We start from the raw sequence: 12946 nt of genomic DNA on the forward strand, positions 1-12946 counted from the left end.
TTATCTCCCCTCTTCCTCAATCAGCCTGTCGCAGATGTTTTCAAAATTCTGCTGAATATATGTCCCTTTCTTCAGCACAATCGGCTGCCCCAGGTTGGTCGATATGTTGATGTTCATGTCGAACTGGATTATCCCGATCAGCTTCGCCCGCATGATGGAGCTGATTACCCGGAGCCGCGGAATGTAACCGGAGTTCATCATTTCCGCAATCAGCTTGTTCAGAACGAGATACCGCTTCTTCACGCCCAGCCGGACCAGTTCCCGGTCTACCGCGTCTGCGTCCCGGAGCGCCGCGTATTCCGGCGTCGTGACGATGATCGCCGCATCCGCGCCGGCGCTGGCGAGCACCAGTCCGTCGTCGATGCCCGACGGCGAATCGATGATGATATAGTCGAACTGTTCCTTCAGTTTTTCGCAGAGAACCTGTATATGCAGCGGAGTAAGATCGCCCTTGTCCCTTTCCGGGGAGGATCCGATCATGTACAGCCCGTCGATGCGCCGGTCCCGGACCAGCGCCTGCCGGATCGGGCAGACCCCCGTCACTACGTCGTAGACGTCAAACACGACATTGTTCTCCAGCCCGAGATACAGATCCAGGTTCCGGAGTCCCATATCCATATCGATCACTACGACGCGATATCCCTTTTGTGCATAAGACGCACCCAGGTTCACAGAAAACATCGTTTTTCCTGTGCCGCCCTTTCCGGATGCTACTAAATACACCTTGCTCATTGATTTCCTCCGTTTGATTCCATCTATTGCTCTATAAGCCCCATGCCTCTGAGGCTGGCGTAGGCGCCGTCTCCTATCACGATATGATCCAGCACCCGAATCCCGAGAACCTCTCCGCCCGCGATCAGTCTCTTCGTGGTCAGGATGTCTTCCTCGCTGGGCGTGGGATCGCCGCTGGGGTGATTGTGCACAAAGATCAGTCCGGCAGCGCTTCTGCGCACCGCCTGACGAAATACCTCCCGCGGGTGAACCACCGCGCTGGAAAGTTCTCCAACAGAAACATCATCAATTGAGATCACATCTCCCCTGGAATTGACCATGACCGACTTAAAATGCTCTTTCTTTTCATACCGGAGCGTTTCCATGAACAGCCCCGCCACCTCGTCTGCGGACGATGCGGACAGCCGCCGGGTTCCCGGACTTGTTGCGATACGTTTTCCCAGCTCAATCGCCGCCAGCACGGCTGCGGCCTTGCCTTTGCCGATCCCCGGAATTTCCGTCAGCTCCTCCAGCTCAATCGCGCCGAGATCAGACAGTCCCCGGGAACAGACACTCAAAACGTCCTCCGCGAGGCGTATGGCCGAGCCTCCCGGCATTCCCGTATGAATGATCAGCGCCAGAAGCTCTGCGTTCGACAGAGTCTTCTGACCCGAGCCGACAAGCTTTTCCAACGGCCGTTCCTCTTCAGGCAATGATTTGATACGCATAATAACCTCCAAATCCCTTCGCCTGAAATCAATCCAACTCAATCAAGGTCTTACAACACTCATAAAAAGAATACAGTAATGTAAATTATACCATTGTTTCTGCCTGTCCACAAGTGGGAACTGCCTCAGCTCCGCCCTTCTTTAATCCTGCTGTAGATAGCGTCGATCACTTCCTGCGGACTCATATCCGTGGAATCCACCTCGATGGCGTCCTCCGCTTTCCGCAGCGGATTCAGCGCCCGGTGGGTGTCGTTGTAATCTCTCTGCCGGATATCCTCCAGCACCTGCTCCATCGTTTCGGTTCCGCCTTTTTCCTGAAGCTCGAGGAACCGGCGTCTGGCCCGTTCCTCCGCATCCGCCGTCAGGTAGAATTTGAACTGGGCGTCGGGAAATACGTTGGTCCCGATGTCCCGACCGTCCATGACGACGCTGCGTCGGTGACCGATTTCGCGCTGCGCTCTCACCAGCTTCTCCCGCACCGCGGGAAGCGCCGAATAAACTGAAGCGGCTTCGGAAATTTCAGGAGTCCGGATCCGGCCGCTGACGTCCTCTCCGTCCAGACAGATCACGCCGTTCTGAAAATCGATATCCGTATCCGCCAGAGCGGCTTCCAGACGCTTTCCGTCTCCGGGATCAATTCCCTCCCGCTTCATTTTGTACCCCACGGCGCGGTACATGGCTCCGGTGTCGACATATTCAACGCCCAGCTTCGCGGCCACCGCCTTCGCTATGGTGCTCTTCCCCGCTCCGCTGGGTCCGTCGATTGCGATTCTGATTACACTGTCACTGCTGCTCATTCTGGTTTTCCTGCGCCCTTTCCGGATTTCCCGCGGCGGCGTCTCCTGACGCCCCGTCGCGCGAATCCCTGTTCCCCATCAGTTTTTCAATTTCCTTAATAAATGTATTGACATCCGTAAACTGGCGGTACACGGACGCGAACCGGACGTAGGCAACCTCGTCCAGCTCTTTCAGCTCGTCCATCACAAGCTCGCCGATGAATTCGCTCTTGACTTCCTTCTTCATCAGGTTGCTGAGCCCCCGCTCGATGTTATTGGTAATGCTCTCAATTTCCGCCATGGAGACCGGTCTCTTTTCACAGGCCTTGATGATGCCGTTTGCAACCTTGCCGCGGTCAAAGGCCTCGCGCCTGCCGTCCTTCTTGACAATCATGATGATGGACTCCTCCACCTTCTCATAGGTGGTGAACCGTCTCCCGCATTTTTCACAGCCGCGGCGGCGGCGAATCGCGTGGCCGTCCTCAGTCGGTCTCGAATCGATTACCTTGGTATCCTCGTTTTCACAAAACGGACATTTCATCTTCTGCCTCCTTCGCACGCACAGTCATCCTTCCCGTCTGACCGTACACTATCATTTTACTACACATCCGTCCGCTTTACCATATTTTTTCCCCCTCGCACAAAAAAACCGTCGCGTCGCTGCGGCTCCGCAGATCGCGGACGCCCGGCGCGGCAGTCTTTCTGAAATCCGTCTATTTGGATTTCTCTTTTCCGTATTTCATGACCTTGTTCAGAACCTTCTGCAGCAGCAGATTGGTCTTGTAATCGTTTTCCTTTCCGTACTCTTCGATGGACTGACCGTACTGGCTCTTAAAGCTCTCCTCGGTAAAGCCCGCCTCTTTCAGAAGCTTGGACAGGTAGTTCTTATATTCCTTGTTCGTGACCTTCAGACCCTCCTTCTTGGCGATGGAGTGCATGACCAGCTTCTGCTTCACAACGCTCTTCGCATAGGATTTCGCCTGCTTGTTGAAGCTCTTGGAATCGGTCTTCATGTAGGTCTTCAGGAACTTGGACCAGGACAGGTTATAGCTCTTGGCCATCTTCTTGTAGCGGGCGATGACCTGATCCTGCTCGTACTGAAGCTGCTTCTGCGGATATTTCTTCACCTTGGAGGCGGCGACAACCTGATTCCAGAGAGTATTCTTGACTTCGTTCTCCTTCTCAGACTTCTTTGTCGCCAGCAGCTCCTTCTTCACGGAAGCCTCATATGCTTTCAGTGTCTTGTAGCTCGTGTATTTCTTGACAAAGGCAAGATTGTATTTCGGCGTCGTCGTGACCTGTTTGGAATTAATCGTCACGGTGAAAACGACCTTCTTGTTGGACAGCTTGGTGTTGGCGGAATAGTTCTTGGGGAACCGCAGATTCAGCGTTACCTTGCTTCCCACCTTCTTCCCGATCAGTCCGTCTGTGAAGCCGTCGATCATGGAGGTCTGGCCGATGGTGATATTGCTGTTTTCCGCGCTTCCGCCGCTGAAGGTCTTGCCGTTCACTTTTCCGACATAGGATATGTTGATGGTGTCTCCGTCCTTGACGGTTCCGGTTTTCACGGATTTGGTGGTCGCCTTGGCCGAGACGTTGCTCTTGATCTGCGCCTTCACCTCTTTATCGGTTACGGAAACCTTAATCTTGTCGTAGGTCAGCCCTTTATAATTGCCGACCTTGACATATTTGTCATAGTTCAGCTTGTATTCGGAAGTAAACAGGCCGAACGTATCGAATACAAACACCATCAACAGGATGATCACCGCAATGACCGCAACCGCCGCCGAACATCCAATGATAATCTTCTTTCTTTTTGTCATCTCTAAATCTCTCCTATGTCGTTAATATGCGATAAAATCCGCCTCGGACAGTCCCGTCCTCAGCGTACGTCATAATTCTACCATCACAGTTATACATTTTCAAATGATATCAATTTATTTCACTAAAAAAACACATAAAACCGCTTGCATTCATATTCAAATTCGCATATAATTAGTTTGTCAAAAGGAAGGGAAACTAATCCCCCTTTTGAACGTTCTTTCTTAATTAAATAAATATCGCAACCAAAAGACCCTGTTTCCTGAAATCAGGGCCTTTTGGTTTTTTGATTCATTTGTCCGGCGTTCAGCCCGGAGTACGGCGCAGTGCATCGAAGCCGTAATCCAGCATCGCCGCGCTGTGACAGTCGCTGGACAGCAGGACCGGACAGTCCAGCCGGTCGATTTCATCCAGCAGGAACCGCGCAGGGTACGGACGATCCATATATCCTCTGGCCATGGCCCCCGTATTGATTTCAAAAACCGGGCGGCTCCGGGCCGCTTCCCTGAGCGCGCGCAGCGCCGTCCGCCTGTACCATTCACTGTCCTCGTCGAAGAAACGGTTCCCCCGGTTAAACTTTGTTACAATATCAAAATGCCCGACGATGTCGCAGCCGGTCTTCTCCACCACCTGCGCCGCCGTGTCATAATACTGCTCCACCACCGCCCTGTAATCCCCGTCGAAGAGCTCCTCAGTCTGACGGATCAGCCGCTCCGGCGTATCCTCCACACACATGTATACGCCGTTCTTCCTGAGATAATGCACCGATCCGATGACGAAATCGTAGGGAAAATCGTCCGGTTCACCGTAAAAATCCTTCTCAATACCGAGAAGGATCCGGATCTGTCCTCTGTATTTTTCCTTCAGCCCGAGGATCTCGTTCCGATACTGCACCGTCCCCTCCGGGCTCATGCAGACGTCCGTGTCATACGGGGCGTAGCCGTGTCCGGAGAAGCCGAGCTTCGTAAAGCCCAGCTCAATCGCCCGGCGCACCAGGGCTTCCGGCTCATCCTTTCCGTCGCAGTATTTTGTGTGCGTATGGAGATTCCACCTTCCGTCCGCGTTCAGGATTCTCATTTCGTCATCTTCTCCTGCTTCACCTTGTGGTCGATGATATGGCGGCCCGCAAGCTCCTTCCGGATCTCCTCCACGCTGATTCCCAGCTCCACCATCAGAACCAGCACGTGGTAAGTCAGATCCGCAATCTCGTAAACAGTCTCCGCCTTATCCTCCGCCTTGCCGGCGATAATTACCTCTGTGGATTCCTCGCCGACCTTTTTCAGGATCTTGTCCAGCCCCTTCTCAAAAAGATACGAGGTGTAGGACCCCTCCGGCATCTCTGCCTTCCGTCCCTCCAGCATTTTATACAGCGAATATACAGAGAAGTCGTCTTTCCCCGGTTCCTCTCCGCAGCCCGGATCCACCTCTCCCGCCAGAGGGTATTCAAAGCAGGAGTCGGTTCCCAGATGGCACGCAGGTCCGTCCTTGTCCACCATCACTGTCAGCGCATCCCGGTCGCAGTCCGCGATAATGCTCTTCACATGCTGATAGTTTCCGGAGGTTTCACCTTTTCTCCACAGTTCCTGCCGGGACCTCGACCAGAAGCAGGTCTTCCCTTCCTTCAGCGTGATTTCGAGGCTTTCCCTGTTCATGTAGGCCAGTGTCAGCACTCTCTTTGTCGCAGCGTCCTGCACAATTGCCGGAATCACCCCCCGGTCGTCGAATTTAAGTTCATCTATATTAATCATCGTCTATCTCCTCACATTAATCCCAGCTTCCGCCAGCTGTCTCTTCAGTTCCGGAATCTGCACCTCGCCGAAGTGAAAAATCGAGGCAGCAAGACCCGCGTCGATGTCCGGAATCTCCCGGAACAGATCAATAAAGTCCTGAATGCCGCCGGCGCCTCCGGAAGCGATTACCGGAACGGAAACAATCTCTTCCACAGCCTTCAGCATCTCGATATCAAAGCCCGCCTTCACGCCGTCTGTATCTATACTGTTGACCACAATCTCTCCGGCTCCGTCAGCCTCGCCTCTGCGTATCCATTCAAGGGCGTCCATGCCGGTATTCTCTCTGCCGCCCTTCGCGAACACGGTGAACCTGCCGTCCACCCGTTTCACATCCACGGAGAGCACCACGCACTGATTTCCGTAAAGCTTCGCCGCCTTTCCGATCAGGGACGGATCCCGGATCGCCCCGGAATTGACCGAGACCTTGTCAGCCCCGCATTTCAGCACTCTGTCGAAATCCTCCAGCGTATTGATTCCGCCGCCGACCGTCAGAGGAATAAAAATTGTCGCGGCCACCTCCCGCAGGATATCCGCGAAAAGCCTCCGCCCCTCCGCAGAAGCGGTGATATCGTAAAACACCAGCTCGTCCGCGCCGTTTTCACTATAATATCTGCCCAGCTCCACCGGGGAGGAGACGTCCTGAAGGCCCTCGAAATTGACGCCCTTCACGACTCTCCCGTCCCGCACGTCCAGGCACGGTATGATTCTCTTTGTTATCATCTCTCAGCTCCGTCTATTCACTGTATCGTTCTACCGCTCCGGCAAGGTCGATGGCTCCGGTGTAGAGCGCCTTTCCGATGATCACGCCGTCCACGCCGATTTCCGCCAGCTGCTCCAGCTCGTCCTCCGAGGAGATTCCGCCCGACGCGATGATGTCAGCGTATCCGCCGTATTCCTTTACCAGATGGCGGTACAAATCCATGTTCGTGCCTTCCATGGCGCCGTCTCTGGAGATGTCCGTGCATATGACCGTATGCACTCCGTCATCGATGAGCGTCTCAAACATCTGATCCACTGTCGTCTCAGTCACCTGCGTCCAGCCGTTAATCGCCACCCTGTCGCCGGCGATATCCACGCCGACCGCCACGTTTTTCCCGTGTCTGCGGATCATCCTAGCCGTAAACTCCGGATCCCGGATCGCCATGGTTCCGATAATGACACGCAGCGCGCCGATGGACGCGTACTCCACCACGATCTGCTCGTTCCGGATCCCTCCGCCGATCTCGACCTTCAGATCCGTTCCCTCGATGATTTCACTGACCGCAGCGAAATTCGGCGTGTTTCCGTCCTTCGCGCCGTCGAGATCCACGACATGGAGAAACTCCGCCCCGGCATCCTGAAAACCGCGTGCCACCTCCAGCGGGTCTTCCCCGTATACCGTCATCTTGCTGTAATCTCCCTTGAGCAGACGTACCACATGTCCGTCTTTCAGATCAATTGCCGGAAAAATCTTCATCATTATCCCTCCATGTCACAAAATGCTTTCAATATCTTCATGCCGGTCTCCCCGCTTTTCTCCGGGTGAAACTGCAGTCCGTAAACGCTGCCTGCGGCCACTGCCGCGGTAAGCTCCGGTCCGTACTCGGTGGTGGCGATCACCGATTCGCCGCAGTCTGTGCCGTAGTAGGTATGCACAAAGTAAACAAAGTCGCCCTCCCGGATGTTCCGGAAAATCGGGCTCTTCGGTCTGTCCTTCGGAAAGTGAAGGGCGTTCCACCCGATATGCGGAACCTTATAGCCTTCCGGCACCACAGGCTCCATCGAGACCACACGGCCGGGAATCAGCCCCAGTCCTTTGTGTTCTCCGTATTCAAAGCTTTTCTCAAAGAGCAGCTGCATACCCAGGCAGATTCCCAGAAGCGGTTTCCCCTTCTCCGCCTCCTCTGAAACCACATCTGCAAGGCCGCTGTCCCGCAGCTTCTGCGCGGCGTCTCCGAATGCACCCACGCCGGGCAGGACAATCTTGTCCGCCCGCCGGATCTCTCCGGGATCCGAGCTGAGCCGTGCGTCCGCTCCGATATGCCGGAACGAGCTGTAAAGAGAAAATATATTTCCTACTCCGTAATCAACTATTGCAATCATCTAAAGAACACCTTTCGTTGACGGGATCTCATCCCTGTATTTTTCGTCAATGGCGGCCGCCTCTCCCATGACCCTCGCGAAAGCCTTGAACATTCCTTCTATAATATGATGGGAATTTTCACCGGCCAGCTGCCGGAAGTGGAGCGTGACCCCTGCCTTACGCACAAAGCCGAAAAAAAATTCCTTCACCAACTCGGTATCCAGATCCCCCACCTTCTGCGTGGGTATCTGCACATCGAAGCCCAGATAGTCCCTTCCGGAGATATCAGCCGCGCAGAGAATCAACGCCTCATCCATGGGAAGCGTGATATCCGCATAACGCCGAATCCCCGCTTTGTTCCCCAGAGCCTCATAAAAGGCCTCTCCCAGGGCGATTCCGATGTCCTCCACCGTATGATGGTAGTCCACGTGGGTGTCTCCCGCGCATTCCACGAACAGGTCGAATCTCCCGTGGCGGGCGAACAGCTCCAGCATATGGTTGAGGAAACCGCATCCGGTGTTCACCTCATACCGTCCGCTGCCGTCAACGGTCAGCGCCAGATTGATCTGGGTTTCCGTCGTGTTTCTGTCAATCCTGCTGCGTCTCATCTGCTCTCCTCCTCCCTCAGGATTTCGCGGATCGCGGCCATCAGCCGCTCCATCTCCTCCTGTGTTCCGATGGTGATTCTATTGTACTGTGTAATCCGCGGGTTGTCAAAGTGTCTTATCAGAATCTTCCGTTCCTTCAGTTTCTGATACAGGGCTCCGCCGTCGATGCGGTCGCTTTTGGCGAATACAAAGTTCGCGATAGAGGGAAGGACCTGAAACCCTGTCTTCTTTAGTTCGCTGATCGTCCATTCACGGACAGACATGGTCCGGAGACAGTTCGCCGAATAGTAGTCGTCCTCCCCGATCGCGGCGACTCCCGCCGCCGCCGTGAGGGAATTGACGTTGTACGGGTTGGTGGAATATTTGATTCTCTCCAGATCTCCGATCAGCGCCTCTGACGCTATGGCATAGCCCAGCCGCGCTCCGGCCAGGCTCCGGGATTTGGAGAAGGTCTGCACCACCAGCAGGTTTTCATATTCCTTTGTCAGAGGAATCGCCGATGTACCGCCGAAATCAACGTAGGCCTCGTCAATCAGAACGACGTGCTCCGGATCGGAGGCACAGAGAGCCGCGATGTCCTCCTGCCGGATCTCCAGTCCGGTAGGAGCGTTGGGATTCGCGATCACGATCATCCTGCCCCTGCCTTTGTAATCCTCCGGGTTCAGGGTGAAATCCTCCCGCAACGGAATCCGCGCATAATCCACCCGGTGCAGGTCGCCGAAAACAGGATAGAATCCGTAGGTGATATCCGGAAAGACCGCTCCGTCCTCTGCGAACGCCATGAACGCGAAATTCAGGATGTCGTCGGAACCGTTGGAAACAAATACGTTGCTTCTCCCGACGCCGTAGCGGTCCGCAATGGCGTCCTTCAGCCTGACGGAATCCGGATCCGAGTACAGGCGAAGGTTCCGCGCCGCCTCCCCGCCGCATACGGCCTTCTGAGTCTCCGGACCCGGCGGATACGGAGATTCATTGGTGTTCAGCTTGGTATAGACGGTGTCCTTCGGCTGCTCGCCGGGGGTGTAGGCGTCCAGCGTCCGGAACCTCTGATTCAGATATCTGCTCATCGGCGGTCTCCTTTCTGTTCTCCGCCGGCCTTTCCCGCCTCCGGCGTTTTCTTCGTTTCCTTCAGGGTTTCCTTTGTCACATCCTCCGCGAGAGCGTCCCGGATCTCCTCAATCTCCCGGGTCTTGAAGCGAAAACTCGCCTTGTTCGCGATCAGCCGGGCACTGATGGGAACCACAGTCTCGATGACCTCCAGATTGTTCTCCTTCAGCGTCTTTCCCGTCTCCACAATATCCACAATCACGTCAGAAAGTCCCACCAGCGGCGCAAGCTCAATGCTGCCGTGAAGCTTGATGATGTCGATATCTCTGTTCTCCCCGGCGTAATAGTTCGACGCGATATTGGGGAACTTGCTGGCCACCCGGAGAGTCCGCTCCGGATTATCGTGGTACCCCTTCAGAGCCGCCACCGCCATCCGACACTTCCCCATGTTGAGATCCAGCAGCTCGAACACGTCCGGCTCGTACTCCAGAATGATGTCCTTGCCCGCAATTCCGATATCCGCAGCGCCCCGCTCCACATAGATGGTCACGTCAGTGGGTTTCACCCAGAAATACCGGATCCCCTTCTCTTCATTTTCGAAGATCAGCCGCCGGTTGTCCTCCCGGATCGCCGGGCACTCATAGCCGGCCTTCTCGAACATATCGTATACTTTCTTGCCCAGTCTGCCCTTCGGCAGCGCCACATTAATCATTTTCTTCAACCGTCACAACCTCGCTTCCATCCAGTCTGATTAATTTGCGGTAACGCAGCTTCTCCGGAATCTCCTTCTCCACCAGCACCGTACTGCCCTCCTGAATCATCTGCCGGACAGCCTTGTACATCGCGCCCAGGTCGTCCTCAAGCGTATACCGGAACACGATATCCACGTCGTATTCCCGGTCGCTTCCCTCCATCCGATCCAGATCGTCCAGATAGACAGCGAACCCCAGCGCGCCGCCCTTCTTCCCCATGCGGCTCATCAGTCTGTCGTAGCGTCCTCCGGAGAGCACCGCCTTCGGCACGCCTTCCACAAAGCCCTTGAACAGGATCCCGCTGTAATAGGTCAGGTCGTTGACGATAGAGAAATCGATGTTCACCCTGGAGGCCATCTTGTATGAAGCCAGCAGGCTGACAACATCGCTGAGCTGGTCCAGCGCTTCTCTGCCCCTCTCCGTCAGCGGCAGCTCCCTCATTTTCCGGATCACACGCTTATGATCTCCGTAGGTGGATACCAGCATTTCCAGTGCCTGTATCGTTTCCTCCGCGATTCCGTTCTCCTCCGCCGTCCTTCTCAGCTCGTGGATGTTTTTCTCTCCGATGCACTCTACGATTCTGTCCTGCACATCTTCCTCCACATCCCTCAGCAGGTCCGCCACAACGCCCATATGGGAAATCTCCAGCACGTAGTCGCTGTGAATGGACGCAAGCGAGCGGAGCGCCAGCATCGTCACCTCGAAGGTGTCATACAGACCGACGTCTCCCAGGCACTCCAGTCCGGTCTGCGCGATCTCCCGATAGCGGCGGGAGCTCTGGGACGCCCTGTAGATGTTTTCGCTGTAATAGACCTTCTGTACAAAGCCGGGGCGGTAGCGGTAATTTTTTACGATGGACAAAGTGAGATCCGGCTTCAGCGCCATCAGCCTCCCGTTCAGATCGCTGAATGCGATGATGTTCTCCGTTCCGATAAAGTCTTTGTTCCTCAGGTACAGATCGTATTCCTCGAATTTTCCCATCTTGTACCGGGAATAGCCGTATTTCTGATACAGAGAATGCAGCTCCAGCTGTGTCTTCTCCTCCGTTGTCATTCGGTTTCTGTCGATTCTCATTATTTCTCCCTTCACCAGTATAGAATTGAGGACGTCCCCCGGGCTCCGCGTCTACTCGCCGCGTCTCCTCGCTGCGTCTGTCCCGTCAGCCATAAAAAAAGCACCCCGGCGAAAAGTTCGTCAAGGTGCCATCATGCGCCAATACACGTCAAGACCGCACCTCCTGTCAATGGACAGGGGCGCTGGTATGGTTGTTTTCCTGCTTACCGCAGTTTCCGGACAGGGCACAGCCGCTGCATCCCATGCTGCAGCTCCAGCCGTCGCCGTTCGATTCTCCTTCTGCCTTCTTCTGCTCCTCCCAGCGGGCGGCGGCAAAAGCCCAGACACAGCAGATTGCACCGATCACCAGACCTGCAATTATAATATAGATGATGTGATCCAGAAAATATTCCATTGCAATCTCCTTTCATGTTCTCTTAACGCCTATTAGTATACCACATCTGATACAAAAAACAACACAAAAATTGAAAATACAGCCTAAAGAACAGGCTGTATTTTTGTTGCTTTTCACAAAAGATAATTGGCCGCGGCAAGCCGCCGCACAGACGCACGGCTCCGTCCGCCGTCCTATTTGCAGTGCTCCTGCACCGCAACGGCAGTGGCTACGCTGGCGCCTACCATCGGATTGTTGCCCATGCCGATGAAGCCCATCATTTCCACATGAGCCGGCACGGAGGAGCTTCCCGCAAACTGAGCGTCTGAATGCATTCTGCCCATGGTGTCGGTCATTCCGTAGGAAGACGGACCCGCCGCCATGTTGTCCGGATGCAGAGTTCTGCCCGTACCGCCGCCGGAGGCAACGGAGAAGTATTTCTTTCCCTGCTGGATCCGTTCTTTTTTGTAGGTGCCCGCGACAGGATGCTGGAATCTCGTGGGGTTCGTTGAGTTCCCGGTAATGGAAACATCCACGTTCTCATGATGCATAATCGCGACTCCCTCTCTGACATCAAACGCACCGTAGCATTTCACCTTCGCCCGGTCGCCGTCGGAATAAGGAATTTCCTCCACTATCTTCAGCTCGCCGGTGAAAAAGTCGAATTCTGTTTTCACGTAGGTGAAGCCGTTAATTCTGGATATAATCTTCGCAGCGTCCTTTCCGAGACCGTTCAGAATAACCCGGAGAGGTTTCGTTCTGACTTTGTTCGCGGAGTTTGCGATTCCGATGGCTCCTTCCGCTGCGGCAAAGGATTCATGCCCTGCCAGAAACGCGAAACACTCGGTCTCCTCATCAAGAAGCATAGACGCCAGATTTCCGTGACCGATTCCCACTTTCCGGTCATCCGCAACGGATCCCGGAATGCAGAATGCCTGAAGTCCCTCGCCGATGGCGCGGGCCGCATCCTTCGCGTCCGTCGCTCCTTTTTTAATCGCGATGGCCGCTCCCAGCACATAAGCCCATGCGGCGTCCTCAAAGCAGATGGTCTGGACGCCCTTAGTGATTTCATAGGGGTCAAAGCCCTTATCTGTACATATTTTTCTCGCTTCGTCGAGACTGCCGATACCGTACTGGCTCATGACCTTCTCGATGCCTTCAATTCTTCTCTCGTAATTCTCGAATACTGCCATAGTCCGCACCT

At 54.7% G+C, this 12946-nt stretch carries 16 protein-coding genes; all 16 read right to left on the minus strand.

Annotated features, from left to right (window positions below):
- The 16 genes from minD to BHK98_RS04870 all read right to left on the minus strand — a co-directional run bounded on the left by minD (position 1) and on the right by BHK98_RS04870 (position 12935).
- Positions 1 to 732 carry a septum site-determining protein MinD gene (gene minD, locus BHK98_RS04795; RefSeq protein ID WP_075712433.1) on the minus strand — a complete coding sequence of 244 codons (732 nt, stop codon included), beginning with the start codon at positions 730 to 732 and terminating at the stop codon, positions 1 to 3.
- Between the two features lie 23 nt (positions 733 to 755).
- Positions 756 to 1439 carry a RadC family protein gene (gene radC / locus BHK98_RS04800; RefSeq protein WP_075712434.1) on the minus strand — a complete coding sequence of 228 codons (684 nt, stop codon included), beginning with the start codon at positions 1437 to 1439 and terminating at the stop codon, positions 756 to 758.
- 125 nt (positions 1440 to 1564) lie between these two features.
- Entirely contained in the window at positions 1565 to 2236 is a 672-nt protein-coding gene (gene cmk / locus BHK98_RS04805) for a (d)CMP kinase (RefSeq protein WP_075712435.1), read from the minus strand.
- Complete coding sequence (nrdR, locus tag BHK98_RS04810) at positions 2223 to 2756, minus strand: transcriptional regulator NrdR (protein WP_083628053.1); 534 nt, start codon at positions 2754 to 2756, stop codon at positions 2223 to 2225. The genes cmk and nrdR overlap by 14 nt, the downstream gene beginning before the upstream one ends.
- A gap of 172 nt (positions 2757 to 2928) precedes the next feature.
- The gene (gene tig / locus BHK98_RS04815; protein WP_075712436.1) at positions 2929 to 4038 is read right to left on the minus strand and encodes a trigger factor; all 1110 of its coding nucleotides are present in this window, start codon (positions 4036 to 4038) and stop codon (positions 2929 to 2931) included.
- A 304-nt stretch (positions 4039 to 4342) separates the two neighbouring features.
- Positions 4343 to 5113: a histidinol-phosphatase gene (locus BHK98_RS04820; protein ID WP_075712437.1), complete on the minus strand. Its 771-nt coding sequence runs from the start codon at positions 5111 to 5113 to the stop codon at positions 4343 to 4345.
- Positions 5110 to 5784 carry a bifunctional phosphoribosyl-AMP cyclohydrolase/phosphoribosyl-ATP diphosphatase HisIE gene (hisIE, locus tag BHK98_RS04825; protein WP_075712438.1) on the minus strand — a complete coding sequence of 225 codons (675 nt, stop codon included), beginning with the start codon at positions 5782 to 5784 and terminating at the stop codon, positions 5110 to 5112. Before hisIE ends, BHK98_RS04820 begins: the two co-directional genes overlap by 4 nt.
- Before the next feature lie 3 nt (positions 5785 to 5787).
- Positions 5788 to 6546, minus strand: a complete 759-nt coding sequence (hisF, locus tag BHK98_RS04830; protein ID WP_075712439.1) for an imidazole glycerol phosphate synthase subunit HisF — start codon at positions 6544 to 6546, stop codon at positions 5788 to 5790.
- Between the two features lie 13 nt (positions 6547 to 6559).
- The gene (gene hisA / locus BHK98_RS04835) at positions 6560 to 7285 is read right to left on the minus strand and encodes a 1-(5-phosphoribosyl)-5-[(5-phosphoribosylamino)methylideneamino]imidazole-4-carboxamide isomerase (RefSeq protein WP_342718751.1); all 726 of its coding nucleotides are present in this window, start codon (positions 7283 to 7285) and stop codon (positions 6560 to 6562) included.
- Positions 7285 to 7908: an imidazole glycerol phosphate synthase subunit HisH gene (hisH, locus tag BHK98_RS04840; RefSeq protein ID WP_075712441.1), complete on the minus strand. Its 624-nt coding sequence runs from the start codon at positions 7906 to 7908 to the stop codon at positions 7285 to 7287. The genes hisA and hisH overlap by 1 nt, the downstream gene beginning before the upstream one ends.
- Positions 7909 to 8496, minus strand: a complete 588-nt coding sequence (gene hisB, locus BHK98_RS04845) for an imidazoleglycerol-phosphate dehydratase HisB (protein WP_075712442.1) — start codon at positions 8494 to 8496, stop codon at positions 7909 to 7911. It lies immediately after the preceding gene.
- Positions 8493 to 9563, minus strand: coding sequence for a histidinol-phosphate transaminase (hisC, locus tag BHK98_RS04850; RefSeq protein WP_075712443.1), 1071 nt, complete (start codon positions 9561 to 9563; stop codon positions 8493 to 8495). Before hisC ends, hisB begins: the two co-directional genes overlap by 4 nt.
- Positions 9560 to 10255 carry an ATP phosphoribosyltransferase gene (gene hisG, locus BHK98_RS04855; RefSeq protein ID WP_075712444.1) on the minus strand — a complete coding sequence of 232 codons (696 nt, stop codon included), beginning with the start codon at positions 10253 to 10255 and terminating at the stop codon, positions 9560 to 9562. The genes hisC and hisG overlap by 4 nt, the downstream gene beginning before the upstream one ends.
- Positions 10248 to 11369 (minus strand): ATP phosphoribosyltransferase regulatory subunit, encoded by a 1122-nt coding sequence (locus tag BHK98_RS04860; protein ID WP_075712445.1) that lies wholly within the window; start codon positions 11367 to 11369, stop codon positions 10248 to 10250. Before BHK98_RS04860 ends, hisG begins: the two co-directional genes overlap by 8 nt.
- A gap of 166 nt (positions 11370 to 11535) precedes the next feature.
- A complete protein-coding gene (locus BHK98_RS04865; protein ID WP_075712446.1) occupies positions 11536 to 11763 on the minus strand; it encodes a hypothetical protein in 228 nt (75 codons plus the stop codon).
- 173 nt (positions 11764 to 11936) lie between these two features.
- Positions 11937 to 12935, minus strand: a complete 999-nt coding sequence (locus BHK98_RS04870; RefSeq protein WP_075712447.1) for a GGGtGRT protein — start codon at positions 12933 to 12935, stop codon at positions 11937 to 11939.
- Positions 12936 to 12946: the final 11 nt, after the last annotated feature.

The organism is Hornefia porci (assembly GCF_001940235.1).
Lineage (GTDB): Bacteria > Bacillota > Clostridia > Peptostreptococcales > Anaerovoracaceae > Aminicella > Aminicella porci.

Excerpts from the sequence above, each read along its gene's own strand:
- minD (WP_075712433.1), bottom strand. The coding sequence starts at position 732 with ATGAGCAAGGTGTATTTAGTAGCATCCGGAAAGGGCGGCACAGGAAAA.
- radC (WP_075712434.1), bottom strand. The coding sequence starts at position 1,439 with ATGCGTATCAAATCATTGCCTGAAGAGGAACGGCCGTTGGAAAAGCTT.
- cmk (WP_075712435.1), bottom strand. The coding sequence starts at position 2,236 with ATGAGCAGCAGTGACAGTGTAATCAGAATCGCAATCGACGGACCCAGC.
- nrdR (WP_083628053.1), bottom strand. The coding sequence starts at position 2,756 with ATGAAATGTCCGTTTTGTGAAAACGAGGATACCAAGGTAATCGATTCG.
- tig (WP_075712436.1), bottom strand. The coding sequence starts at position 4,038 with ATGACAAAAAGAAAGAAGATTATCATTGGATGTTCGGCGGCGGTTGCG.
- BHK98_RS04820 (WP_075712437.1), bottom strand. The coding sequence starts at position 5,113 with ATGAGAATCCTGAACGCGGACGGAAGGTGGAATCTCCATACGCACACA.
- hisIE (WP_075712438.1), bottom strand. The coding sequence starts at position 5,784 with ATGATTAATATAGATGAACTTAAATTCGACGACCGGGGGGTGATTCCG.
- hisF (WP_075712439.1), bottom strand. The coding sequence starts at position 6,546 with ATGATAACAAAGAGAATCATACCGTGCCTGGACGTGCGGGACGGGAGA.
- hisA (WP_342718751.1), bottom strand. The coding sequence starts at position 7,285 with ATGATGAAGATTTTTCCGGCAATTGATCTGAAAGACGGACATGTGGTA.
- hisH (WP_075712441.1), bottom strand. The coding sequence starts at position 7,908 with ATGATTGCAATAGTTGATTACGGAGTAGGAAATATATTTTCTCTTTAC.
- hisB (WP_075712442.1), bottom strand. The coding sequence starts at position 8,496 with ATGAGACGCAGCAGGATTGACAGAAACACGACGGAAACCCAGATCAAT.
- hisC (WP_075712443.1), bottom strand. The coding sequence starts at position 9,563 with ATGAGCAGATATCTGAATCAGAGGTTCCGGACGCTGGACGCCTACACC.
- hisG (WP_075712444.1), bottom strand. The coding sequence starts at position 10,255 with ATGATTAATGTGGCGCTGCCGAAGGGCAGACTGGGCAAGAAAGTATAC.
- BHK98_RS04860 (WP_075712445.1), bottom strand. The coding sequence starts at position 11,369 with ATGAGAATCGACAGAAACCGAATGACAACGGAGGAGAAGACACAGCTG.
- BHK98_RS04865 (WP_075712446.1), bottom strand. The coding sequence starts at position 11,763 with ATGGAATATTTTCTGGATCACATCATCTATATTATAATTGCAGGTCTG.
- BHK98_RS04870 (WP_075712447.1), bottom strand. The coding sequence starts at position 12,935 with ATGGCAGTATTCGAGAATTACGAGAGAAGAATTGAAGGCATCGAGAAG.